Below are 23,171 nucleotides of genomic sequence, written 5' to 3'. Positions count from 1 at the left end.
ACTCTTCGGCGGGACGCTAATTATTCTTCCCAATATTCTTCTTCTTCGGAACGGCAAGTCGCATTGCGCACGGGCCTTGCGGCTTGGAGGTCAAGTGGTGCATACCGGATCCGACTTGATCCGAGGACGACCATGCACGATATCCGCGCCATTCGCGACAACCCCGAAGCCTTTGACAGCGCCCTTGCGCGGCGCGGCCTTGCGCCACTGTCGGCGCACTTGCTGGCGATGGACGAGAAACGCCGCGCCACGATTCTGGCGTCCGAGACGGCGCAGGCGGATCAGAACCGCGCCTCCAAAGAGGTGGGCGCCGCCAAGGCACGCGGCGATGACGCGGAATTCGAGCGCTTGCGCGCGCTGGTCGCCGAGAAAAAGGCCGAGGTCGCACAGTTGAACACCGACGCCTTGGCCGAGGACGAAAAGCTGCGCGCGGCGCTGGCGGAAATCCCGAACCTGCCGCTGGACGAAGTGCCCTCGGGCAAGGATGAGGCCGACAATGTCGAAATCCGCCGCTGGGGTGCGCCCCGGGACTTTGGCTTTGCCCCCAAGGAACATTTCGACATCGAGGGCGTGAAACCGGGCCTCGATCTGGCGCTGGCGGCGAAGCTGTCGGGCTCGCGGTTCATGGTGCTCAAGGGTGCCGTGGCGCGCGTTCATCGGGCGCTGGCGCAGTTCATGATCGACACGCACACCACCGAGCACGGGTTGACCGAATGCTGGACGCCGGTTCTGGTCAAGGACGAGGCGATGTACGGCACGGGCAACCTGCCGAAGTTTGCCGAGGACAGCTATCAGACGACGAATGGCTGGTGGTTGATCCCGACCTCGGAGGTCACGCTGACCAATTTCGCGGCGGGTGAGATTTTGGAGGGTGCGGAGCTGCCGGTGCGGATGACCGCGCACACGCATTGCTTCCGCTCCGAGGCCGGGTCGGCGGGCAAGGACACTACCGGCATCCTGCGCCAGCACCAGTTCGAAAAGGTCGAGATGGTGACGCTGTGCAAGCCAGAGGACGCGCTGGCCGAGCATGACCGCATGACCGCCTGTGCCGAGGCGATCCTGCAAAAGCTGGAGCTGCCCTATCGCACGGTGGTGCTGTGCACCGGCGACATGGGGTTCGGGAGCCAGAAGACGCATGATATCGAAGTCTGGGTGCCGGGGCAGGCGACCTATCGCGAGATTTCAAGCTGCTCGACCTGCGGCACGTTTCAGGCGCGGCGCATGAACGGGCGGTTCCGGCCCGAGGGCGGCGGCAAGCCCGAGTTTCTGGCGACGTTGAACGGCTCCGGGCTGGCGGTCGGGCGCACGCTGATCGCGGTGCTGGAGAACGGCCAGCAGGAGGATGGCTCGGTCCGGTTGCCCGCGGCCTTGCATCCATGGCTGGGTGGCAAGACGCAGATCGCGGCGGATGGCCGTTTGGTCTGACCTGCGCTTGATCTTGTGAAACGGAACGCGCGCCACGGGGTGGCGCGCGTGTTGCTTTTTTGAACAGTGTGAGGGGCGCTGCCCCTCGGCCTGCGGCCTTCACCCCGGGATATTTTTAGAACAAAGACGTGGGTAGGGTCAGGGCACTGTGCGGTCAAACAGGGCCAAGGCCTCGTGCAGGAAGGCGCGGCGCACCGCGTCGCGTTCCATCATCAATTCGTGTTTCGCACCGGGGAAGTCGTGCAAACGGGCCTTCGGCCAGGTTGCCACGCGGGCACGGATGGCTTGGGGCGATACGATGGATTCATCGCCGCCAAGCCCGAACAGCGCGGGGAGATCGGGGGATGGTAGAGCGTTGAGGCTGGCGATCTCGCGGGCGGCTTCGCCCATCCAGTGCAGGCTTGGCCCGCCGAGTGACAGGGCGGGTGTCTGGGTGATCTGCGCCTTCATCCGGTCGAATTGCACGCGGTCGGTGGTCAGGTTGTTGTCGTCGAAGGTCATGCTGGGCAGGCCGTAGCCCGGCCCCGTTGTCGGTGCGTAGCCGGTGTCGAGGCCGAGCGGGCCGAGTAAGGCGGAGAGGCCGCGCAGGGCCTTGGTCAGCATGTGCGATTGATGGAGGCCCAGCATCGGTGCGCTGAAGGCGACGGCGGGCGGGCGCTTGCCGCGCATCAGGCCGCGCAGGGCAATGCCGCCGCCCATCGAATGCACGAGCCAGGGTTTGGGGCCGGGGGCGAGGCGGTCGGCGGCCTGCAGGGCGGCGTCAAGGTCTCGTTGATAATCGAAGAACCGCGCCACATGGCCGATCAGCGGGTCGGACAAGAGGCGGTCGGAGAGGCCCTGACCGCGCCAGTCGAGGACAAAGGCACCCCAGCCTGCGGCGACAAAATCGCGCACCACCAGCCCGTATTTCTCGATGTATTCCGTGCGCCCCGGCAGGATCATCACATGGCGCGTGCCTGGCCAATGCGCCATCCGCAGGCGGGTGCCGTCGGCCGCGGTCAGCCAGATGGCGCGCCCGGTGTCGGGCGCGCCGCAATCTGCCAGTGGCGCGACGGGATCGGTCACGTCAGCCGAGAACCGATGCCAGCTTCATCGCCGCACTCATCGAGCCGTCGATTTTCAGCTTGCCGGACATGAACGCCATGGTTGGGTTCACGTCACCATTCATCATGCCCTCGAAGGTTTCGGCCGAGGCGGTCAGGGTGACGTCGGTGTCGTCGTCGCCTTCGCGCACGCTGTCGCCGTCGATGATGATCGAGCCTTCGCCCTCGATGACGAATTTGGCGGTGCCATCAATGCCGCCGGCAACTTTGGGGGCCAGGGCGGTCAAGGCTTGTTTGATAACGTCGTTCATGTGTTTTGTCCTGATCGTGATCTAGAGTTTACGGGCCACGCGCTTTGCCCTCTCGCAATTCCGGTTCGGCGCGCTATTGTGGAGACTATGAAGCAGGCGCATCCGATCCTCAATGCTCTCGTTGCGGCAAGTTTGGTCGTAGCGCCGTCGTTTGTGGCGGCGCCTGTGGCTTGGGCGCAAGGTCAGGCCTCCGGCACCGATGTCGAGACTTTGTTGCACGACCTGGCGCAGCCGGATCAGGACCGTTGGGTTCGCATTGAGCGACAAATCATGCGGGAGTGGTCGCGATCCGGGTCGGCGGCGATCGATTATCTGTTTCATCGCGGGCAAGAGGCGCTGCAAAGCGGTCAGGCGCAAGATGCCATTGCGCATTTCAGCGCCGTCATCGACCATGATCCCGACTTTGCCGAGGCCTGGAACGGACGCGCCACGGCGTATTTTCTGGCGAATCGGTTGGGGCAATCATTGTCCGATATCGAGCAGGTGCTGATCCGCAATCCGCGGCATTTCGGCGCGCTCGCCGGGTTGGGGATGATTTTGGAGCAATTGGAGCGCCCGGTCGAGGCGCGCGCCGCCTTTGCGGCGTCTTTCGCGATTCATCCGCATCAACAAGCGGTCATCGACGCGCTTGCGCGGCTTGATCTGGCAACCGCGGGTGCGGCGTTGTAGGCCTTGCGCCCAAGCAGCGACCGCAAGGCACAATCAAGCAGGCAAGTATGTTCAACAGGAATGCGCGGGTTACGGCGGTTCTGGGGCCAACCAACACGGGCAAGACGCATTATGCGATCCAGCAAATGCTGTGCCATCGGACCGGGGTGATCGGCCTGCCGCTGCGGTTGCTGGCGCGCGAGGTCTATGACCGGGTGGTCGCGTTGCGCGGACCCTCGGTTGTGGCGCTGGTCACCGGCGAGGAACGCATTGTGCCTGAGCGCACGCAGTACTGGGTCTGCACCACCGAGGCGATGCCGTTGGAAATTGGCGCAGATTTCGTGGCGATTGATGAAATCCAATTGTGCGCCGACCCGGATCGCGGGCATGTGTTCACCGAACGCCTGCTGCACGCGCGCGGCCTGAACGAGACGCTGTTCCTTGGATCGGATACCATGCGCGGTGCGATTGCGGCCTTGGTGCCAAAGGTGCAGTTTCTGCGCAAGGAGCGCTTGTCAGAGCTGACCTATGCCGGGTCCAAGAAAATCGCGCGGATGCCGGCGCGGTCCGCCATCGTCGCGTTTTCGGTGCAGAATGTGTATGCCATTGCCGAACTGATCCGCCGCCAGAAAGGCGGCTGTGCAATTGTGATGGGGGCGTTGAGCCCGCGCACGCGGAATGCTCAGGTCGAATTGTATCAAAATGGCGACGTTGATTATCTGGTGGCGACCGATGCGATTGGCATGGGGCTGAACCTCGATATCAAACACATTGCCTTTGCCGGCACGGCGAAATTCGATGGGCGCCGGATGCGGATGTTGAACGCCGACGAACTGGCGCAGATCGCGGGGCGCGCGGGGCGGCATACGACCTCGGGCACTTTTGGCGTGACCGGTGAGGCGCGACCCCTGCCCAGCGAGGTGATTGATGCGATTGAGAACCACCAGTTTCTGCCGGTGCGCAAACTGCATTGGCGCAATGCGCGCCTGGAATTCGGCAGTGCCGAGCGGCTGATTGCCAGTCTGGAGCAACAAACCAAGGATGAATGGTTGACCCGGGTGCGCGAGTCCGATGACCTGATTGCGCTGAAAACCCTGACGGCGATGCCCGAAATCACCGACCGGATCCGTGATGCGCGCGACGTGCGTCTGTTGTGGGACGTTTGCCGCGTCCCGGACTTTCGCGATATTTCGCCGACCGAGCACGCCAGCCTTCTGGCGCAATTGTTCGGCTTTTTGCACCGTGATGGGCGCGTCCCCGCCGACTGGCTGGCGCGCAATATTGCCCGCATTGACCGGCCGCTTGGTGACATTGATACTTTGTCCCGCAGGCTGGCCTTTATCCGCACATGGACGTATGTGGCGCAGAGGACCGGTTGGGTGGATGACGAAAGCCATTGGCGCGGGGAAACGCGCGCTGTAGAAGACCGCCTGTCAGATGCGTTGCACGAACGCCTGACTGCTGCATTTGTTGACCGGCGCACCAGTGTGTTGCTGCGGCGGTTAAACCAGAAGGAGAGCCTTGTGGCCGAGGTTAATGACAAGGGCGAAGTGACGGTTGAAGGTGAATTCATCGGCCGTCTTGAAGGGTTCCGGTTCCGTCAGGACCAGACTGCCTCGACCGAAGAGGCCCGCACCCTGCGTCAGGCTGCGGTTGCGGCGCTGGCACCGGCGTTCCATTTGCGCGCCGACAAATTCTATAACGCGCCCGATACGGAAATGGAGTTCACCGAGCAGGGTGGGCTGATGTGGGGCACCGAGGCGCTGGGCAAGCTGGTGGCGGGCCCCGATGCATTGCGCCCACAAGCCGTGGCGTTCGTCGATGACGAAGCCGGGCCAGAGGTTGCCGAAAAGGTGCGCCGCCGGTTGCAGCATTTCATCGACCGTCGGGTCGCCGCGCAATTCGAGCCACTCTTGAACCTGCAACGCGATGAGACCCTGACCGGTCTGGCGCGCGGCTTTGCGTTTCAATTGGTCGAGGCGCTGGGCATTCTGCCGCGCGATGGCGTGGCCGAGGATGTCAAGACGCTGGATCAGGAGGCACGCGGCTTGCTGCGCAAGCATGGGGTGCGGTTTGGTCAGTTCACGATCTTCCTGCCAGCGCTGCTCAAACCCGCGCCAACCCGGTTGCGGCTGGTGTTGTGGTCGCTGATGAACGCGCTCGACACCTTCCCCGAAAGCCCGCCGCCCGGTCTGGTGACGATCCCCAATCTGGCCGATGTGCCGATGCAGCACTATACGCTGTCAGGCTACCGCCCTGCCGGGTCGCGCGCCATTCGGATTGATATGCTGGAGCGTCTGGCAGATCTGTTGCGCACCAAAGATACGCGCGCCGGATTTGAGGCAACGCCGGATATGTTGTCGATAACCGGCATGACGTTGGAGCAATTTGCTGATCTGATGCAGGGTCTTGGCTATGCGGGCGAACGCGGCGAGCGGCCCAAGGCGCGCCCGGCACCATCCAGGGAAGCCACCGCCGAAGAGATTGCCGCCAAGGCCGAGGCCGAGGCTGAAAGCAAGCGCGTCATCGTCGATGACACGGTGGAGGCAGCGCCAGCCGAGGCTGGCGATCCCGAAGGGGCAGTGCCGGATGCTGCGGCGGCCGCGGGTGATGCGGATGCCGTTGCAACCGCCGCGGTGCCAGCGGAAGAACTCGAGGTCTATTACACCTTCCGCTGGGCGCCGCGCCCCCGTCCTCGGGCCGACCACGCCCGTCGTGGACCGCGTCGCGACGCGAGCCAGACACAGGCGGATCGCCCGGCACCAGCCGAGGGTCAGCCCCAAGGCGAGCGCAAGCCGCGTGGTGACGCGCAGCGCCCGCGTCGCGATGGTGAGGCAGGTGCGCCAAAGCGTCAGGGTGACCGCAAGCCGCAAGGTGACCGCAAACCGCAGGGCGACCGCAAGGGCAAGGGCGGCAAGCCGGGCATCCGTGAGGGTGCCCGTCGTGAGCCTCAGCCCCGGAGCTTCAGCGCCAGCCCGGATCGCAAGCGCGACCGGATCGACCCCGATAACCCCTTCGCAGCCGCGCTGATGGGCTTGAAGGACGCCGGGAAAAAGGACTGATGCCTGCGCCGCGGAAGACAGGGGCCTTTGCCGGCCCCTTGACCGCGTGCGCGTGCGCCGGACGCCTGGCGGGGGCCGCATGACCACCCCGGACGCGCCGATCTCAAGCATTCGGCTGGACAAATGGCTGTGGTATGCGCGATTCTTCAAGTCGCGCAGCCTCGCCGCCGCGGCGGTGAAGGGGCCGATCCGGCTGAATGGTCAACCGGGTGCCAAGCCGTCGCACTCCGTGCGCGCGGGTGATGTGGTGACCTTTGCGCAGGGCGACCGCGTTCGGGTCATCGAGATTTTGGCGCCTGGCACCCGTCGCGGACCGGCGACCGAGGCGCAGACTCTGTACCGCGACCTTCAGCCAGAACGCCCGGAAATCGAGCCCGGTACACCGGAGATGCGCAAGGGTGGTCGTCCGACCGGCAAGGCCCGGCGTGACTTTGATGCGGCGCGTGCGCGCATTGACGACTCTGCGACTTGAATGATGGGGCCAACGGGGTTAAGTCCGGCTTCAAGTCAACAGTCTCGAGCAATGCCATGACCTATGTCGTGATCGACAATTGTATCGCCTGCAAATACACCGACTGCGTCGAGGTATGCCCCGTGGATTGCTTCTACGAGGGTGAAAACATGCTGGTGATTCACCCGGATGAATGCATCGACTGCGGTGTGTGCGAGCCAGAGTGTCCTGCCGATGCAATTCGACCGGATACAGAGGCATCGATGGAAGCCTGGGTAGAGCTGAACCGGAAATATGCCGAGATCTGGCCTGTGATCACACTGCGCAAAGAGCCGTTGCCCGAGGCCACCGAGCGGGACGGTGAAACCGACAAGCTGACCAAGTACTTCTCGGAAGCGCCGGGCGAGGGCGACTGAGCCACCGACTTGGGCTGATCAGGGCCGCGCCGTGCCCGTGATTCACGCTGCCGTGCAGCGTATGGCGTGATTCTGAGCTTTGATTCGGGCCTTTTTTATGTTACATACTGTATTACAACATATAACTGCCCAGCATCCGCAGCGCTGCTCGCCTGTGGGATGTTTTTTTAGCGACTGAGACATGGATATGCGGGAACCCGGCGTTCTCCGCAGGGCCACTGTTGCTGGAATTCGGGCCTTCAGAGAAGGACGTGCCGCATGAGCAAAGCCCGTAAAGCCGAGTTTCGCCCCAATGATTTTGTTGTGTATCCCGCACATGGCGTTGGCAAGATTGTCTCGATCGAAGATCGCGAAATCGCCGGTATTGAGCTTGAGCTGTTTGTGATCTCGTTCGAGAAGGACAAGATGACGCTGCGGGTGCCGACCGACAAAGCCACATCGGTGGGGATGCGCGGTCTGTCATCGCCTGACACGGTGACGCGGGCTCTGGCCACGCTCAAGGGCAAGGCGCGGGTGAAGCGGGCCATGTGGTCGCGCCGCGCGCAGGAATACGAGCAAAAGATCAATTCGGGCGATCTGTTGTCGATTGCCGAAGTGGTGCGCGACCTGCACCGCACCGATGATCAGCGTGAGCAAAGCTACTCTGAGCGCCAGCTTTATGAGGCCGCACTGGAGCGCCTGACGCGCGAAGTGGCCGCCGTATCGGGTGTCGATGAAGCCAATGCGCAAAAGCAAGTTGGTGATGTTCTGGTCGCCCGCGCGGCATAAGCGCTGAAAATTCATCCAGTTAGGCGGCGTATCCTTTGGGGTGCGCCGTTTTTCTTGAACGGCGTGGCGGGGTGTCCGGCAGGCCGATGGCCGGCGGAAACGCCGCGACATGTGACCCGAAACCGGCGCACACTGGACAGTCCGCCCCGCGGTGCACTATAGGATTTGCGACCACGACATTCGGAGAACACCATGGCAGGCCACTCAAAATGGGCCAATATCCAGCATCGCAAGGGGCGGCAAGATGCTGCCCGTTCGAAGCTGTTTTCAAAACTTGCGAAAGAGATCACCGTCGCCGCCAAGATGGGTGACCCGGACCCGGACAAGAATCCGCGCCTGCGTCTGGCAGTGAAAGAGGCCAAATCGGTGTCCGTCCCCAAGGACGTGATCGACCGCGCCATCAAGAAATCCATGGGCGGCGACGCCGAGAATTACGATGAAATCCGCTATGAGGGCTATGGCCCGGGCGGTGTGGCGGTGATCGTCGAGGCGATGACCGACAACCGCAACCGCACCGCATCGAACGTGCGCGCCGTGTTCACAAAATATGGCGGCAACCTGGGCGAGACGGGCTCGGTCGGGTTCATGTTCGAGCGGATGGGGCAAATCGCCTATCCGGCGAGCGTGGGCGACGATGATACCGTGATGGAGGCGGCGATCGAGGCGGGTGCCCAGGATGTCGAAAGCGGCGAGGACGGGCATGTCATCTGGTGTGCGTTCGAGGATCTGAACGATGTCTCGACGGCGCTGGAGACGACCTTGGGCGAGTCAGAGACTGCCAAGCTGATCTGGCGACCGCAGACAACCACCGAGTTGGACCTCGAGGGGATGCAGAAGCTGATGAAGCTGATCGACGCCTTGGAAGACGACGATGATGTGCAAACGGTGACGGCGAATTTCGAGGCGTCGGATGCCGTGATGGAGCAGCTGTAAGCGCCCTGTGACCGCATGGAGCGTTTTGCAAACGCAAGACATTTGAGCGCCTGACGGCGCGGGGAAGGGGGGCTTTGCCCCCCTCTTGCCTTCGGCAATTCACCCCCCAGGATACTTCGGGAACAAAGACGGTGGGGACAGGATTGACCTTTGGTCGGGCGCCTTTCACAGTTTGTGTGAACGTTTTGGAGGCGCAGGATGAAAACACGCAGGCTTGGGAAATCGGGTCCGGAGGTTTCGGCTCTTGGGTATGGGGCGATGTCGTTTTCGGATTTTTATGGCCCGACAAGTGAATCCGCGTCGCATGCGATTCTGGATCTGATGTTGGAGGCCGGGGTCTCGCATCTGGATACGTCGAATGTGTATGGCAACGGTCGCTCAGAGGCGTGGATCGGCAGCTATCTGAAGACGCGGCCCGAGGCGCGGGATCGGTTGGTGATTGCCACCAAGGCGGGGATTTCCAAGGGGGCTGATGGCAAGCGCAGGCTGGACAACTCTGCGGCGCATCTTGAGGGTGAGTTGGACAAGAGCCTGGCGCGATTGGGCGTGGATCATGTCGATCTGTTCTATGTGCATCGGCGCGAGGCGCAGCGGCCCATCGAGGAGGTTGTTGAAACCCTGGCCCTTTTGCAGGCCAAGGGCAAGACGCGCGCCATCGGGTTTTCCGAGATTGCGCCTGCGTCGTTGCGGCGGGCCGAGGCAGTACATCATATTGATGCGGTGCAGTCGGAATACAGTCTGCAAACCCGGTCGCCCGAGTTGGGCCTGGTGCAGGCCTGTGCGGACTTGGGCACGGCTTTGGTGGCGTTTTCGCCGGTGGGGCGGTCAATTCTGACGGATCGGCCGTTGCGGCCGGGTGGGTTGGATCAGATTCCCTTCCTGAAGGGCAATCCGCGGTTCTTGCCGGGGAATCATGAGGCCAATCTGACGATCTCGGATGGGTTTCGCGCCTTGGCGGCGGAGATGGGAGAGCCCGCCGCGGCGGTGGCGATTGCGTGGCTGTTGGCGCAGGGGGAGCATGTGTTGCCGATCCCCGGCACGCGGCATGTCGCGCATTTTCGCGAGGCCATTCGGGGGGCGCAGTTGACGCTGGATGCCGAGGATCTGGCGCGGATCGCGGCGGTGCTGCCTATCGGCTGGGCGCATGGTGATCGCTATGACGCGGTGCAATGGATCGGGCCGGAGCGGTATTGCTGAGCTCAGCCGCTGGCTTTGATCTGATCGCGCAGCAGTCGGCGCAGGATTTTTCCAGAGGCGGATTTGGGAATCTCGGCGACGATTTCCAGCCGCTGGATGTGTTTGTACGGCGCGATCTGTGGTTCCAGAAATGTGCGGATATCGTGCAGGTCAGGCGGTGTTCGCGAAACGATGAACGCCATCGGGATTTCGCCGGACTCGGGGTCCGATACACCGATCACGGCCACGTCGGTGATGTCAGGATGGGTCAGCAGCAGCGCCTCGAGTTCGGCTGGTGCGACCTGGAAGCCCTTGACTTTGATCAGCTCTTTCAGTCGGTCGGTGACGAACAGGTAGCCATTGTCATCGAAATGCGCGATATCCCCGGTGCGCAGCCAGCCGTCCTCGACGATGGTTTCGGCGGTGGCCTTGGGGTTGTTCAGATAGCCTTTCATCACCTGTGGGCCCTTGACCCACAATTCGCCGTCTTGACCCTTTGGCAGGTCCTTGCCCGTCTCTGGATCGACGATCCGGCATTGGGTGTTGGGCGCTGTGCGGCCAGACGCCCCGGCAACGGCAAATGGTGGTCGCGAGATGTGACTTCCGGGCGAGAGTTCCGTCATGCCATAGCCCTGGGTCACGGCCGTGCCAAGACGCGCAGCCAGAGCCTGCGCGACATCCGCGCCAAGCGGGGCGGCGGCGGAGTTGACTTGCGTGAGGAACGACAGATCAAAGCGGTCCACCAGCGGATGTTTGGCCAGCGCCAGCGCCACGGGCGGCACGATCCACAGACGGGGCGTTTTGTAACGGCAGCACAGCGTCAGGTATTGTTCGAGGTCAAAGCGCGGCATGGTGATCGTGCAACCCGATGCCGCCAGATTGACATTCATCAAGATCTGCAACCCGTAGATATGGAAGAACGGCAAGAACGACACTGTGGCTTCGCCGGGGTCGGGTTGGGAGGCGGCCAGCACTTGGTCGATGTTCACCACCAGATTCCGATGCGTCAGCATCACGCCCTTGGGCAGACCCGTGGTGCCCGAGGAATAGGGCAGGACCGCGACATGATTGGCGACGTCAACCGGGGCTTGTGCTGCAAGGGGGGTGCCCATCATATCCGACAGCGGGATCGTCCCGTCGGGGGCGTCGCCGATGATGACGATATCGCGCACCCGGGTGCCCTTGATCGCCGCTTTGGCGATGTCGGCCAAGGGTGCGACGGTGATCAAGAGGTCGGCACCTGCATCCCGCAACTGATGGTTGACCTCGGGCGCGGGATAGGTGGGGTTGATGGTCGTCACGGTTCCGCCGGCCCAGACCGCGCCATGAAATGCCACGCAAAACTCCGGCATGTTGGGGGCCATCAGCGCCACGCATCCACCGGGGGCATAGCCGCGTTCCGTCAGCCCACCCGCCAAGGATTTGACGGACGCCATGAACTGTGCGCCGGTCAGGCTGCGTCCGCTCAGCCCGTCGATCAGGATCGTCGCCTCGGGATCGATGCCGGCAAAAACGCGCTCTGTAATGGTGCGGTCAGACAGGGCAACATCGGGATATGGGCTGGTGACAATCAAGGCCGGATCTCCATTGACGATGGGCAAGGTTAGCACAGGCTTTGCATTCTGCGACGATTTTCGAGGGAAGCCACCAGAAACGCCGCGAACGCCGACGAATCCTCAAGGGAATAAGGCGGGAACGCTTGCTTGCCGGACCGATAGAGGCTATAGGCCGCGCATCCCAAGGCATGGCTGCACTGGGCATGGGGGATTCTCCGTGGTGATGTGGCTTGTGTCAAATGGGCAGCGAAAGACCGGCGGAACCAACCGCAAGGCCAGAAAAACAGAAACCGAAGGAACTGAACAGCATGAGCGCTAACGCGACTATGGAAGAATTCGAGGCCCTGCTTCAGGAGTCTCTGGAAATCGACACCCCGCAAGAGGGCAGTGTCGTCAAAGGCAAGGTCATCGCCATCGAGGCGGGCCAAGCGATCATCGACGTCGGCTACAAGATGGAAGGCCGCGTTGATCTGAAAGAATTCGCCAACCCTGGCGAGACCCCCGAAGTGGCAGTCGGCGACGAGGTGGAAGTCTACCTTGAGCGCGTCGAGAACGCCCGCGGCGAAGCTGTTGTGAGCCGTGAAAAAGCCCGCCGCGAAGCTGCCTGGGATCGTCTGGAAAAGGCCTACGAAGACGAATTGCGCGTCGATGGCGCGATCTTTGGCCGTGTCAAAGGCGGCTTTACGGTTGATCTGGGCGGCGCAGTTGCGTTCCTGCCCGGCAGCCAGGTCGATGTGCGCCCGGTGCGCGATGCCGGCCCGTTGATGGGTCTCAAGCAGCCGTTCCAGATCCTGAAAATGGATCGCCGTCGTGGCAATATCGTGGTGTCGCGTCGCGCGATCCTCGAAGAAAGCCGCGCCGAGCAGCGCGCCGAAGTCATCGGCAAACTGGCCGAAGGTCAGGTGCTGGATGGTGTGGTCAAGAATATCACCGAATACGGTGCATTTGTTGACTTGGGCGGTGTTGACGGTCTGTTGCACGTCACCGATATGGCCTGGCGTCGCATCAACCACCCCTCCGAAGTGCTCTCGATTGGCGAAACCCTCAAGGTTCAGGTCATCAAGATCAACAAGGAAACCCACCGTATCAGCCTCGGCATCAAGCAGTTGCAGGCCGATCCATGGGATGCGGTCGAGGCCAATTATCCCTTGTTGTCGGTCCACAAAGGCCGCGTGACCAACATCACCGACTACGGCGCATTCGTTGAGCTGGAAGCCGGTGTCGAGGGTCTGGTCCACGTCTCGGAAATGAGCTGGACCAAGAAGAACGTGCACCCCGGCAAGATCGTCTCGACCTCGCAAGAAGTCGAAGTCATGGTTCTGGAAATCGACAGCGCCAAGCGTCGCGTTTCCCTGGGTCTCAAGCAGACGCAGCGCAACCCATGGGAAGTGTTCGCAGAATCGTTCCCGGCTGGTGCAACCATCGAAGGCGAAGTCAAGAACATCACCGAATTCGGTCTGTTCGTCGGCCTCGAAGGCGACATCGACGGCATGGTCCACCTCTCGGATCTGTCGTGGGATACCCGCGGCGAGGAAGCCATCCAGAACTACCGCAAGGGCGACATCGTTCAGGCGGCTGTGCTGGAAGTCGACGTCGAGCGCGAGCGGATTTCGTTGTCGGTCAAAGCGCTTGGTGCGGATACCTTCTCCGAGGCGATCGACGGCGTGAAGCGCGGCTCGATCATCACCGTGTCGGTCACTGCGATCGAAGACGGCGGTATCGAGGTCGAATACAACGGCATGAAGTCGTTCATCCGTCGTTCGGATCTGGCCCGCGACCGCGCCGACCAGCGCCCAGAGCGCTTTGGCGTGGGTGACAAGGTTGACGTGCGGGTGACCTCGGTTGATAGCAAGACCCGCAAACTGGGTCTGTCGATCAAGGCGCGTGAAATCGCCGAAGAGAAAGAAGCCGTGGAACAGTATGGTTCGTCGGATGCCGGCGCCTCGCTGGGCGACATCCTGGGTGCCGCACTGCGCGACAAGGACTGAACTCCGCAGCTCTTGAGTTGAGACAAGGCCCCGCGTTTGCGGGGCCTTTTTCATCGGTCAAGTGATTCGGGGTCCGACGGGCGGATGTCAGATTTGTGACACGTCTTGCGCGAAAAGCCCGCCAATCACCCGCGCGAATAGCGGCCATGTGCCCGCAAACATTCAGAATCGTGCGGTTTTTATTGTGCGCCGGAAAAGAAGGCCTATAGTCAAACCATAACATCAGCGCCCACAGAAGGCGCTTCTTTCCACAACTGTGCCACCTGGGGGGGAGGTCATGATCCGATCGGAACTGATCCAAAAACTTGCCGAAGACAATCCGCATCTCTACCAGCGTGACGTTGAGCGTATCGTCAATACGTTCTTCGAAGAGATCATCGAGGCGCTCTCTCGCGGTGAGCGCGTGGAGTTGCGCGGTTTTGGCGCATTCTCGATCAAGAGCCGGGATGCCAGAACCGGGCGGAACCCTCGAACCGGCGAAACCGTCGAAGTCGAAGAAAAATGTGTCCCGTTCTTCAAAACCGGCAAGTTGCTGCGTGATCGGTTGAACGGCTTGGAACCTTGATCTGACGTTATGAAATACATCCACTACGCTTTTTTGGCCGTCATCCTGTTGCTTTGCGTCATGTTGGCCCTGGCCAATCGTGGGTCGGTGACCTTGGCGGTCTGGCCAGACACGATGAGCGCGTTTCTCGGGTTTGGGTACTCGGTGACGCTGCCGTTGTTCGTCATAGTCGGTGGCGCGGCAGGTCTCGGTCTGGTTATCGGCCTGATCTGGGAATGGCTGCGCGAGCACGGCCAACGTGTCGAGACGGCGGCACTGCGCCGTGAGGTTGCGCAATTGCGTGCCGCAACGACAACCACCCCAACGACAGCGGTCACAAAGCCAGAAAAGCCCAAGGATCAAGTTCTGGCGATCCTCGACGAGGCGGATTCTCCGCGATGACGCAAAAGCCCGTGCGCGTGAAGATCTGCGGCCTCACCAAGCCGCAGGACATGCAGGTCGTGGCCGATGCTGGCGCGGCCTATGCCGGCTTGGTGTTTTTCGCGAAATCCCCGCGCGCGGTCAGCCCCGAACAGGCCCGCGCCATCGCCTTGGCGGCTCCGGTCGGTCTGGCGCGTGTCGGGCTGTTCGTGAACGCCGATGATGCGTTGTTTGACGCGGTTCTGGCCGAAGTTCCGTTAGACATATTGCAGCTTCACGGCAAGGAAACCCCCGAACGTCTGGCGGATTTGCGCGCCCGCTACGGCTTGCCGCTGATCAAGGCGGTTGGTGTCGCCGGTGCCGAGGATTTGCCCGCCCTGGCCGAGTATGGCCGGGTCGCCGATATGTTGTTGGTCGATGCCAAACCGCCCAAGGACGCGGTGCTGCCGGGCGGCAACGGGCTGACCTTTGACTGGCGCGTGATCGCTGGGCGTCGCTGGCCGGTGCCGTGGATGCTGGCGGGGGGCTTGACGCCGGGGAATGTCGCCGAGGCGGTCGCCTTGACGGGCGCGTCGCAGGTTGATGTTTCCTCGGGTGTTGAAAGCGCGCCGGGCGTCAAGGATCCGGACCTGATCCGCGCCTTCGTGACCGCCGCAACATCATGACCGCACTCTTTCGCGCCGCAACGCGTGACGAGGTTCCCGCGATTGCCGCCTTGTTGCGGGATGATATTTTGGGGGCAGGGCGCGAATCGGATGACATGGAGCGCTATTTCGCGGCTTTCGACGCGATGCAGGCCGAGACCGACAACCATCTGATCGTTGCGGACGTCGCCGGGCAGATCGTCGGCACCTATCAACTGTCGTTCCTGTCCGGCCTGTCGCTGAATGCGACGCGTCGCGCCCAGATCGAGGCGGTGCGCATTGCCCAACCCTATCGCGGGCAGGGGCTGGGCGCGGCGCTCTTTGCCGATGCCGAGGTTCGCGCGCGTGTGGCGGGCTGCGGGTTGTTGCAACTGACCACCAACAAGACCCGTGACCGCGCGCAGGCGTTTTACGAAGCGCTTGGCTTTACCGCGTCGCATGTTGGCTATAAACGCAGTCTGGACTGAAAAGGAGGCCGAAATGCCCGACGATCTGATCAATTCCTTCAAGAGCGGTCCGGACGAAAACGGGCGCTTTGGCATTTTTGGCGGGCGTTTCGTGTCTGAAACGCTGATGCCGCTGATCCTCGATCTTGAGGCGCAATACGAATTCGCCAAGACCGACGACAGTTTCTGGGCCGAGATGGACGACCTGTGGAAGCACTATGTCGGCCGTCCGTCGCCATTGTATCACGCGGCCCGGCTGACCGAGCATCTGGGCGGCGCGAAAATCTATCTCAAGCGCGACGAGTTGAACCACACTGGCGCGCACAAGATCAACAACGTGCTGGGCCAGATCATCCTGGCGCGGCGCATGGGCAAGACCCGGATCATCGCCGAAACCGGCGCCGGGCAGCATGGCGTAGCGACTGCCACGGTCTGCGCCAAATTCGGGATGAAATGCGTGGTCTACATGGGGGCCACCGACGTGGAGCGTCAGGCACCCAACGTGTTCCGCATGCGCCTGCTGGGTGCCGAGGTGGTGCCGGTGACCTCAGGCCGTGGCACGTTGAAAGACGCGATGAACGACGCGCTGCGCGATTGGGTGACCAATGTGCGCGACACGTTTTATTGCATCGGTACGGTGGCAGGTCCGCACCCCTATCCGGCAATGGTGCGCGATTTTCAGTCGATCATCGGCAAGGAAACCCGCTGGCAACTGGCCGAGCAAGAGGGCGAGGGGCGTTTGCCTGACACCATCATCGCGGCGATTGGCGGCGGCTCGAATGCGATGGGGCTGTTCTATCCGTTCCTCGACGATCCCAGTGTGAACATCATCGGCGTCGAGGCGGGTGGGCGCGGTGTGGATGAACGCATGGAGCATTGCGCCTCGCTGACCGGCGGTCGCCCCGGCGTGCTGCACGGCAACCGCACTTATTTGCTGCAAGACGACGATGGCCAGATCCTCGAAGGGCACTCGATTTCGGCGGGCCTCGATTATCCGGGCATCGGGCCGGAGCATTCGTGGCTCAATGATATTGGCCGTGCCAAATATGTCAGCATCACCGACTCGGAGGCGCTGGAGGCGTTCCAACTGAGCTGCCATCTGGAAGGGATCATTCCCGCGCTGGAGCCCAGCCACGCCCTGGCCCATGTGATGAAAATCGCGCCCGATCTGCCGCGCGACCATATCATCGTGATGAACATGTGTGGACGCGGCGACAAGGATATCTTCACCGTCGCCAAGCACCTCGGGTTTGACATCAAGACCTGAGGGCATCTCGCGTCCCGGACCTGGCCTTCGCATGTCGCCGCGATCACTGTATTGCGGCGCATGGTGTGCCACAAAACGCGGTTCAAGACGTCACCGTTCAGGGGCAAGCCCGGTTTGCGTGGCGTTATTGTGGTTTGGGCTGGGTTTCGGGCTGGCAAGAAAGCCATTTTCGAACAACGTTTCAAGGTGTTGAAATGGAAGGATTAATTCAGCCATTGTAAGGCGCGCCGACGATTGGCGACCGTAAAATATACATCCTAAATGGAACTAATCGGAAATCCTCCCGTTGTCTTATCAGAGGAACGCAATACCGCGTTCCACGACATCGAAGACCTAATTGGTGTCTGTTGAATATCTGAGAGGACTACCCGCTATGACCTTCAATCGTATGACCGCCGCCGCCGTCGTTGCCGCTTCCATGTCACTGGTTCCTGCAACTGGCGCTCTGGCAGAATCGCACGGCCAGAACATTCGCGTCGAGCAAAACGCCTTGATCGAAGCCTCGACGGCTGAATTTCACGCCTGCCTTGAAAGCCGGGTTGACATCAGCGCGGGCGAGAACCAGCGTTCCGCCTCCAACAACGTCGTGTCGATCCAGGACTCGTTGGACTGCTCGGCAGCGTTCCAAACCGCGATGAACCCTGAGCAGGCCCAGACCGTCATGGGTGATGAGGGCGTGATGAGCACGGACTAAACAACACTTAAAGCGGGCACGGCGCGGCATTGCGAAAAAGCCGCTGCGCCTGAACCGCCGGTAAAGACCAAGACGGACCAAGGGTTTCCTTTGGTCCGTTTTTCCATGCCTTGTCTTTCCCAGGTTTCACCCCGGGACCTTGCCAAGGTGAGGGGGTGACCGCGTGACCGAAACCGGTCAGACCAGCCTCGGTGGGCCCTTGGTCGAACTGTCCACCAGGCCCGAGCGCAGCGCAAAGCCGATCCTGTGCACAAGAGCGGACCAAGACGCTGCGGTTTGCGCTGGCAAATTCCGACGCAAAACCGTGTCGAACAAGGCCAGCCACGGTTCGAACATGCCGGGGCGCACGTTGCCCGCCGCATGATGCGCCGCCATCGGGTTGCCGTTGTAAGACCGCTCGAACAGGATCGCGTTGCGCCAGAACCGGGCGATCTTGGCCTCATGCTCGGGCCAATCGGTGACATGGGCGGCAAACACCGGACCAAGCGTCGGATGCACGCGAATATTGGCGTAAAAATCCGCCACAACTGTGTCGATCTGTTCGGCGGTGATGGGGAATCGAGGTTCTAGCATAAGCGCAAAGTTCGTCCGAAATCGGGCAAAGGCAAGTGGGCGTTTTGCCGCGCCCTTGCCCCTTAATCTACGGCATATTGGCGCAAGACCTCAAGCGATACGATTTCCAACGTTTTGCGATGCGTCGCATCCAGCCGTACAAAAGGTGCCGCGCCTTCATCATGGGCCTGCCGGAACCGTTCCGCGCACAGGCACCATTGATCGCCCGGCATCAGGCCTTCAAAGCCATATTCCGGGCGTGGCGTGCTCAGATCGTTGCCCAGATATTTGGACATCGCCAGAAACTCGGCGGTCATGATGGCGCAGACCGTGTGCACCCCATGATCCGCGGCGTTGGTGTCACAGCAGCCGTTGCGAAAGAACCCGGTCATGGGCTCAGTCGAGCAGCTTTGCAACGCTTCGCCCAAGACATTGACCGACGGTTCTGGCTGGAGGTTCGGAGGCATGGCGTTTCCTTACAGCGTCTTGTGAGATCCATCGCAGAGCGGGGATTTCGCCGAGTGTTTACAGCCACAAAAGAACACACGTTTGCTTTCCGTCGCGTCGTATTTCACCGGTGTAAAGCTGCTTCCCTTGTGCGAGCCGTCGCAGAACGGCTGTTTTTGCGATTTCCCGCAGGCGCACCAGAAATAGGATTTTCCGGCTTCGCATTCGATCGCATAGGGGGCCTTCTGGGCGATGATCGGGGCGTCAGTCATGGGGTTTGCTCCGTTGCTTGAGGTTGTTGAACTTGCGGCGTGTCTTGCGTGTTTTCGGCCAGACGTGCAATCGCGCGGAACATGGCGATGTTGCTGTCCAGCACGCCCTCGGCACGGAATGCCCGGTCGGCGCTGTTGACGGCGATCACCACGTCGCGCGCGCGGTCAATCCAGATGAACTGACCGTATACGCCGCGCGCATAGACCTCGCCCGGGGTGGCATCGTCGGGCAGCCACCATTGATACCCATAGCCGACCCCGCCCGGCGCGCTGGCCGCCGTCGATTCCGCGATCCAGTCCGCCGAGACGATCTGCTGCCCTTGCCATTCGCCGTTCTGGGCCACCAATTGCCCGATCCGCGCATAGTCGCGGGTCGTCAGGTTCAGCCCGCCCAGCACGAAGGCCACGCCTCTGCCGTCCGTGATATAATAGGGATCACGGTCCAGACCCAGAGGGCGGAACAGACGCTCCTGCACCAGGTCGGCGATGGACCGCCCGGTGGCACCGCGGATCACCATGCCCAACACATGCGTGTCGATCGAGACATATTGCCAATCCGCCCCCGGTGCGCCACGTCGTGCCGATTGTCCAGCCGCGAATCCATCCATCGACCCGCCCAGCGCCAGAACCCGACCCATGCGGTTGATATCGGACCAGAAGTCGAAATAATCCTCGTTGAAGGCAACGCCGGAGGCCATGCGCAACACATTGCGGATTGTCGCCCCGTCATAGGCCGAGCCCCGCAACTCAGGGGCGAATTGCGTGACCTGTGCATCCAGATCCGGGATCACGCCCTCGTCGTGCAACTGGCCGACCAGCAGTGACAAGACGCTTTTGGCAACCGACCAGGACACGCGCAGGTCGTCTTGCTCGGTGCCCAGATAATAGCCTTCCGCCACGATGGCACCGCCGCTCAGAACCACCATGCCGGTGATGTGCCGCTCTTGAATCCAGGTATCGAAGTCGAGCGGCAGGGCCGCGTCCGACAGGGCCAGCGGCACACCCTCAGGCAGCGGCGTCGGGTCGCCGCCGTCCATATCGACACTGTGGAACATGCTGCGCATCGACGAGAAATTGCCAACGATCCGGTCCTCGGCAAACAGGCTGTTGACCGCCATCAGCCGAGACAGGTCATCGCGTTTCCAGATTGCCACGGCAGCCACAAGAACCACCAGCCCCAGCACCACAAACCCAAGTCGTTTCAGCCATTTGCGCATGTCAAAATCCTCCGTGCCGCAGTGTGTCACGGCCTCGCGCAAACGCAAGTGGCGAATTTGGCGACTGCCGTGTGGTCAGGGCGTGCGGTCGGCGTCCTATCGCGTTGACCTTTGCGCTGGGCGTGTGACAATCGCCGCATGACAGATTTCACGCGCCGACTCACCCGCTCGCCTCTTGCCTTTGATCCGGAGGCGGGTGCCGATTCGCAGGCTCGTTTTGCCGATCTCGCGCCCGAACTGCGTGAGGTTCTGGCGGGAACGGCCGGGTGCAGCCCGTTTCTGAAGGGGATCATGGAGCGCGAAGAGCCTTGGCTGCGCGAGGCTCTGGCGCAGTCGCCCGAAGCCGCGCTCGACGCCGAGCTGGACTCGTTGGTGCCCGATACGCCCGCCGTAACCGGCTCTGCGCTGCGGCGCGCGAAACGCCGGATTGCGCTGCTGGCCGCGCTGGCCGATCTTGGCGGCGTCTGGCCGCTGGAAACCGTCACCGCCGCGCTGACCCGGCTGGCCGACACCGCCGTGCAGCGCGCGCTGGCCACCCATCTGGCCGAGGAAATCCGCCGTGGAAAGCTGCCCGGCGCGCAGCCCGGCGACGAGGAAACCGGCGCGGGCATGGTGGCCTTTGCCATGGGCAAGATGGGCGCGCATGAGCTGAATTATTCCTCGGACATCGACCTGATCTGCCTGTTCGACGAAACGCAATTCGACGACGATGAACGCCACGACGCACGACAATCCTTCATCCGTGCAACCCGCAAAGCCGCTGCGATGCTGAACGACCACACCGGAGAGGGGTATGTGTTTCGCACCGATCTGCGGCTGCGCCCCGATGCCTCGGTGACGCCGGTCTGCATGTCGATGGACGCCGCCGAGCGCTACTATGAAAGCCTTGGCCGGACATGGGAGCGCGCCGTCTGGATCAAGGCGCGCCCCTGTGCCGGTGATCTGGTGGCGGGCGCGCAATTCCTTGACACGTTGCGGCCTTTCGTGTGGCGGCGGCATCTGGATTACGCGGCCATTCAGGACGCGCATGACATGCGGCTGCGCATTCGCGAGCACAAGGGTTTGGGCGGCGCCTTGGTGCTGGAGGGACACAACATGAAGCTGGGGCGCGGTGGCATTCGCGAGATCGAATTTTTCACCCAGACTCGGCAATTGATCTCGGGCGGGCGCGACCCGGACTTGCGCCACCGTGACACCGTGGGCGGATTGGCCGCCTTGGCGCAAAAGGATTGGGTGCCCGACAGCACGGCGAAAACCCTGACCGAACATTACCGCGCGCACCGCGAGGTCGAGCACCGGTTGCAGATGATCAACGACGCGCAAACGCAGTTGCTGCCGACCTCGCCAGAGGGGTTCGACCGGCTGGCGCGCTTCATGGGCGAGGGCGACACGGAAATCTGGCGGCGCGATCTGCTGGACCGCCTGAACGCGGTGGCCGGATTGACCGAGGATTTCTTCGCCCCCTCGGATGCGATTGCCATGCCCACCCTGAGCGACCAGCAACGCAGCATTGTCAGGGGCTGGCGCGCCTATCCGTCTTTGCGATCGCAGCGGGCGCAGGATATTTTCACGCGTTTTCAACCGGATCTGTTGTCGCGGTTGTTGGCGGCCCCGTTGCCGGATGATGCCATCGTGGCCTTTGATCGGTTCCTGTCGGGGCTTCCGGCAGGCGTGCAGGTGTTTTCCCTGTTCGAGGCCAACCCGACGCTGGTTGATCTTTTGATCGACATTCTGACCACGGCACCGGTCCTTGGCGAGTATCTGGCCCGGAACGCCGGGGTGTTCGATGCGGTGATCGGCGGCGACTTTTTCGCCGCCTGGCCCGCGCCGGGGGCGTTGATCGCCGATCTCGATGCGCGTCTGGTGGCCCTGGACGACTATGAGAGCCGCCTGGACGCGGCGCGGGTCTGGCACAAGGAATGGCATTTTCGCATTGGCGTGCATCATTTGCGCGGGCTGATCGACGGGTTCGAGGCCGGGACGCAATATGCCAAGCTGGCCGATGTCGTCTTGATGGGGCTCTGGCCTTTGGTGGTCGAGGAATTCGCCCGCAAACATGGGCCAGCACCCGGTCGTGGGGCCGCGGTTCTGGGCATGGGATCGCTGGGGGCGGGGCGGTTGAATGCCGGGTCCGACCTTGATCTGATCGTGATCTATGACGCCGCGGGCCAGGAGTCATCCGACGGCCCGCGCCCCTTGGCCGCGCGCCCCTATTTCGCGCGCCTCACGCAGGCCTTGGTGACGGCGGTGTCGGCGCCGATGTCACAAGGGCGGCTCTATGAGGTTGATATGCGGTTGCGCCCCTCAGGGCGGCAGGGGCCGGTGGCGACCTCGCTGGAAGCGTTCAGCACCTATCAGCGTGACGAGGCCTGGACCTGGGAACATCTGGCGCTGACCCGTGCCAGACCCATTGCCGGGGCCGTTGAATTGGTAGCGGAAATCGACGCCTTCCGGCAGCAACTGCTGGCCGAGAAGTCGCAGGGCGACAGCATTCCGCAGGATGTCTCGGACATGCGCGCGCGGTTGCGGGCGGCCAAGCCGGGGCAGGGCGCGCTGGATGCCAAGGACGGGGCGGGGCGCTTGCAAGACATTGAGTTGATTGGGCAAATGTTTGCCTTGCAGACCGCCGCGACAACCCGGCGGCCCGAGACTCAGATCCTTTCCGGGCGCCGCGCCGGGCGGATTGATGCGGCGCAGGAAACCACTCTGCTGACCGCCTACCGTTTGCTGTGGCGGGTGCAAATTGCGCAGCGTTTGCTGGCCGACCGCGTGACCGACGCCGACGCGATGGGGGACGGTGCACGCAACTTCGTGCTGCGCGAGACCGGCATGGAGAGCATGGCGGCGCTGGCCACGCGTCTGGACCAGGTGACACAGGCGGCGGCGCAGGTGATTGATACCGTCTTGCCACCCGCCGCCGCGCCCTGAGG

General features: G+C 62.4%; 23 protein-coding genes. 16 read left to right on the top strand and 7 right to left on the bottom strand.

The annotated features are described in order from the left end of the window. Positions 1-132: 132 nt before the first annotated feature. Positions 133-1,425 (top strand): serine--tRNA ligase, encoded by a 1,293-nt coding sequence (gene serS / locus VDQ28_RS19150; RefSeq protein WP_323037447.1) that lies wholly within the window; start codon positions 133-135, stop codon positions 1,423-1,425. 138 nt (positions 1,426-1,563) lie between these two features. Here serS and VDQ28_RS19145 read toward each other — a convergent pair whose 3' ends face one another. Both VDQ28_RS19145 and VDQ28_RS19140 read right to left on the bottom strand, forming a co-directional pair. Continuing rightward, the gene (locus VDQ28_RS19145) at positions 1,564-2,490 is read right to left on the bottom strand and encodes an alpha/beta hydrolase (RefSeq protein ID WP_323037446.1); all 927 of its coding nucleotides are present in this window, start codon (positions 2,488-2,490) and stop codon (positions 1,564-1,566) included. A gap of 1 nt (position 2,491) precedes the next feature. Then, a complete protein-coding gene (locus VDQ28_RS19140; protein ID WP_323037445.1) occupies positions 2,492-2,779 on the bottom strand; it encodes an SCP2 sterol-binding domain-containing protein in 288 nt (95 codons plus the stop codon). 165 nt (positions 2,780-2,944) lie between these two features. Here VDQ28_RS19140 and VDQ28_RS19135 point away from each other — a divergent pair, with 165 nt between their 5' ends. The 7 genes from VDQ28_RS19135 to VDQ28_RS19105 all read left to right on the top strand — a co-directional run bounded on the left by VDQ28_RS19135 (position 2,945) and on the right by VDQ28_RS19105 (position 10,254). Beyond that, positions 2,945-3,448 carry a tetratricopeptide repeat protein gene (locus VDQ28_RS19135; RefSeq protein ID WP_323037444.1) on the top strand — a complete coding sequence of 168 codons (504 nt, stop codon included), beginning with the start codon at positions 2,945-2,947 and terminating at the stop codon, positions 3,446-3,448. Positions 3,449-3,495: 47 nt separating this feature from the next. Further along, a complete protein-coding gene (locus VDQ28_RS19130; protein ID WP_323037443.1) occupies positions 3,496-6,489 on the top strand; it encodes a helicase-related protein in 2,994 nt (997 codons plus the stop codon). A 79-nt stretch (positions 6,490-6,568) separates the two neighbouring features. Continuing rightward, entirely contained in the window at positions 6,569-6,961 is a 393-nt protein-coding gene (locus VDQ28_RS19125; protein WP_323037442.1) for an RNA-binding S4 domain-containing protein, read from the top strand. A gap of 56 nt (positions 6,962-7,017) precedes the next feature. Then, positions 7,018-7,356 (top strand): ferredoxin FdxA, encoded by a 339-nt coding sequence (fdxA, locus tag VDQ28_RS19120; RefSeq protein WP_323037441.1) that lies wholly within the window; start codon positions 7,018-7,020, stop codon positions 7,354-7,356. A 258-nt stretch (positions 7,357-7,614) separates the two neighbouring features. Then, positions 7,615-8,124, top strand: coding sequence for a CarD family transcriptional regulator (locus tag VDQ28_RS19115; protein ID WP_323037440.1), 510 nt, complete (start codon positions 7,615-7,617; stop codon positions 8,122-8,124). Between the two features lie 192 nt (positions 8,125-8,316). Further along, a complete protein-coding gene (locus tag VDQ28_RS19110; protein WP_323037439.1) occupies positions 8,317-9,057 on the top strand; it encodes a YebC/PmpR family DNA-binding transcriptional regulator in 741 nt (246 codons plus the stop codon). 198 nt (positions 9,058-9,255) lie between these two features. Further along, complete coding sequence (locus tag VDQ28_RS19105) at positions 9,256-10,254, top strand: aldo/keto reductase (protein ID WP_323037438.1); 999 nt, start codon at positions 9,256-9,258, stop codon at positions 10,252-10,254. Positions 10,255-10,256: 2 nt separating this feature from the next. On the opposite strand, the gene VDQ28_RS19100 is transcribed toward VDQ28_RS19105, so the two are convergent. Continuing rightward, complete coding sequence (locus VDQ28_RS19100) at positions 10,257-11,807, bottom strand: AMP-binding protein (protein ID WP_323037437.1); 1,551 nt, start codon at positions 11,805-11,807, stop codon at positions 10,257-10,259. Between the two features lie 221 nt (positions 11,808-12,028). Here VDQ28_RS19100 and rpsA point away from each other — a divergent pair, with 221 nt between their 5' ends. From rpsA to VDQ28_RS19065, 7 genes are all read left to right on the top strand, one after another. Continuing rightward, positions 12,029-13,777: a 30S ribosomal protein S1 gene (rpsA, locus tag VDQ28_RS19095; RefSeq protein ID WP_323037436.1), complete on the top strand. Its 1,749-nt coding sequence runs from the start codon at positions 12,029-12,031 to the stop codon at positions 13,775-13,777. Positions 13,778-14,054: 277 nt separating this feature from the next. After that, positions 14,055-14,342, top strand: a complete 288-nt coding sequence (gene ihfB / locus VDQ28_RS19090) for an integration host factor subunit beta (RefSeq protein WP_323037435.1) — start codon at positions 14,055-14,057, stop codon at positions 14,340-14,342. A gap of 9 nt (positions 14,343-14,351) precedes the next feature. Further along, on the top strand, positions 14,352-14,723 hold the full coding sequence (locus VDQ28_RS19085) for a LapA family protein (RefSeq protein WP_323037434.1): 372 nt from the start codon (positions 14,352-14,354) through the stop codon (positions 14,721-14,723). Then, on the top strand, positions 14,720-15,367 hold the full coding sequence (locus VDQ28_RS19080) for a phosphoribosylanthranilate isomerase (RefSeq protein ID WP_323037433.1): 648 nt from the start codon (positions 14,720-14,722) through the stop codon (positions 15,365-15,367). Before VDQ28_RS19085 ends, VDQ28_RS19080 begins: the two co-directional genes overlap by 4 nt. Continuing rightward, complete coding sequence (locus VDQ28_RS19075) at positions 15,364-15,813, top strand: GNAT family N-acetyltransferase (RefSeq protein ID WP_323037432.1); 450 nt, start codon at positions 15,364-15,366, stop codon at positions 15,811-15,813. The genes VDQ28_RS19080 and VDQ28_RS19075 overlap by 4 nt, the downstream gene beginning before the upstream one ends. A 13-nt stretch (positions 15,814-15,826) precedes the next feature. Then, entirely contained in the window at positions 15,827-17,059 is a 1,233-nt protein-coding gene (gene trpB, locus VDQ28_RS19070; RefSeq protein ID WP_323037431.1) for a tryptophan synthase subunit beta, read from the top strand. A gap of 373 nt (positions 17,060-17,432) precedes the next feature. Continuing rightward, the gene (locus VDQ28_RS19065; RefSeq protein ID WP_323037430.1) at positions 17,433-17,753 is read left to right on the top strand and encodes a hypothetical protein; all 321 of its coding nucleotides are present in this window, start codon (positions 17,433-17,435) and stop codon (positions 17,751-17,753) included. Positions 17,754-17,930: 177 nt separating this feature from the next. On the opposite strand, the gene VDQ28_RS19060 is transcribed toward VDQ28_RS19065, so the two are convergent. From VDQ28_RS19060 to VDQ28_RS19045, 4 genes are all read right to left on the bottom strand, one after another. Beyond that, entirely contained in the window at positions 17,931-18,326 is a 396-nt protein-coding gene (locus VDQ28_RS19060) for a group III truncated hemoglobin (protein ID WP_323037429.1), read from the bottom strand. A gap of 62 nt (positions 18,327-18,388) precedes the next feature. After that, positions 18,389-18,772 (bottom strand): DUF2237 domain-containing protein, encoded by a 384-nt coding sequence (locus VDQ28_RS19055; protein WP_323037428.1) that lies wholly within the window; start codon positions 18,770-18,772, stop codon positions 18,389-18,391. Between the two features lie 9 nt (positions 18,773-18,781). Then, positions 18,782-19,024 carry a CDGSH iron-sulfur domain-containing protein gene (locus VDQ28_RS19050; RefSeq protein WP_323037427.1) on the bottom strand — a complete coding sequence of 81 codons (243 nt, stop codon included), beginning with the start codon at positions 19,022-19,024 and terminating at the stop codon, positions 18,782-18,784. Continuing rightward, the gene (locus tag VDQ28_RS19045) at positions 19,021-20,241 is read right to left on the bottom strand and encodes a serine hydrolase (RefSeq protein ID WP_323037426.1); all 1,221 of its coding nucleotides are present in this window, start codon (positions 20,239-20,241) and stop codon (positions 19,021-19,023) included. Before VDQ28_RS19045 ends, VDQ28_RS19050 begins: the two co-directional genes overlap by 4 nt. Positions 20,242-20,379: 138 nt before the next feature. On the opposite strand from VDQ28_RS19045, the gene VDQ28_RS19040 reads away from it, so the two are divergent. After that, on the top strand, positions 20,380-23,169 hold the full coding sequence (locus VDQ28_RS19040; protein WP_323037425.1) for a glutamine-synthetase adenylyltransferase: 2,790 nt from the start codon (positions 20,380-20,382) through the stop codon (positions 23,167-23,169). Positions 23,170-23,171 lie beyond the last annotated feature (2 nt).

Origin of the sequence: Pararhodobacter sp. (assembly GCF_034676545.1) — a bacterium.
Taxonomy (GTDB): Bacteria; Pseudomonadota; Alphaproteobacteria; order Rhodobacterales; family Rhodobacteraceae; genus Pararhodobacter.
The sequence above is the reverse complement of the archived record's forward strand: the minus strand, read 5'-3'. Positions and strand labels throughout refer to the sequence as shown.

Bases quoted from the DNA above. Each gene is read 5' to 3' on its own strand.
- fdxA (WP_323037441.1), top strand. From the start codon at position 7,018: ATGACCTATGTCGTGATCGACAATTGTATCGCCTGCAAATACACCGAC.
- serS (WP_323037447.1), top strand. From the start codon at position 133: ATGCACGATATCCGCGCCATTCGCGACAACCCCGAAGCCTTTGACAGC.
- VDQ28_RS19045 (WP_323037426.1), bottom strand. From the start codon at position 20,241: ATGCGCAAATGGCTGAAACGACTTGGGTTTGTGGTGCTGGGGCTGGTG.
- VDQ28_RS19130 (WP_323037443.1), top strand. From the start codon at position 3,496: ATGTTCAACAGGAATGCGCGGGTTACGGCGGTTCTGGGGCCAACCAAC.
- VDQ28_RS19110 (WP_323037439.1), top strand. From the start codon at position 8,317: ATGGCAGGCCACTCAAAATGGGCCAATATCCAGCATCGCAAGGGGCGG.
- VDQ28_RS19115 (WP_323037440.1), top strand. From the start codon at position 7,615: ATGAGCAAAGCCCGTAAAGCCGAGTTTCGCCCCAATGATTTTGTTGTG.
- VDQ28_RS19125 (WP_323037442.1), top strand. From the start codon at position 6,569: ATGACCACCCCGGACGCGCCGATCTCAAGCATTCGGCTGGACAAATGG.
- VDQ28_RS19075 (WP_323037432.1), top strand. From the start codon at position 15,364: ATGACCGCACTCTTTCGCGCCGCAACGCGTGACGAGGTTCCCGCGATT.
- rpsA (WP_323037436.1), top strand. From the start codon at position 12,029: ATGGGCAGCGAAAGACCGGCGGAACCAACCGCAAGGCCAGAAAAACAG.
- trpB (WP_323037431.1), top strand. From the start codon at position 15,827: ATGCCCGACGATCTGATCAATTCCTTCAAGAGCGGTCCGGACGAAAAC.
- VDQ28_RS19065 (WP_323037430.1), top strand. From the start codon at position 17,433: ATGACCTTCAATCGTATGACCGCCGCCGCCGTCGTTGCCGCTTCCATG.
- VDQ28_RS19085 (WP_323037434.1), top strand. From the start codon at position 14,352: ATGAAATACATCCACTACGCTTTTTTGGCCGTCATCCTGTTGCTTTGC.
- VDQ28_RS19105 (WP_323037438.1), top strand. From the start codon at position 9,256: ATGAAAACACGCAGGCTTGGGAAATCGGGTCCGGAGGTTTCGGCTCTT.
- VDQ28_RS19060 (WP_323037429.1), bottom strand. From the start codon at position 18,326: ATGCTAGAACCTCGATTCCCCATCACCGCCGAACAGATCGACACAGTT.
- VDQ28_RS19055 (WP_323037428.1), bottom strand. From the start codon at position 18,772: ATGCCTCCGAACCTCCAGCCAGAACCGTCGGTCAATGTCTTGGGCGAA.
- VDQ28_RS19050 (WP_323037427.1), bottom strand. From the start codon at position 19,024: ATGACTGACGCCCCGATCATCGCCCAGAAGGCCCCCTATGCGATCGAA.
- VDQ28_RS19140 (WP_323037445.1), bottom strand. From the start codon at position 2,779: ATGAACGACGTTATCAAACAAGCCTTGACCGCCCTGGCCCCCAAAGTT.
- VDQ28_RS19080 (WP_323037433.1), top strand. From the start codon at position 14,720: ATGACGCAAAAGCCCGTGCGCGTGAAGATCTGCGGCCTCACCAAGCCG.
- VDQ28_RS19040 (WP_323037425.1), top strand. From the start codon at position 20,380: ATGACAGATTTCACGCGCCGACTCACCCGCTCGCCTCTTGCCTTTGAT.
- ihfB (WP_323037435.1), top strand. From the start codon at position 14,055: ATGATCCGATCGGAACTGATCCAAAAACTTGCCGAAGACAATCCGCAT.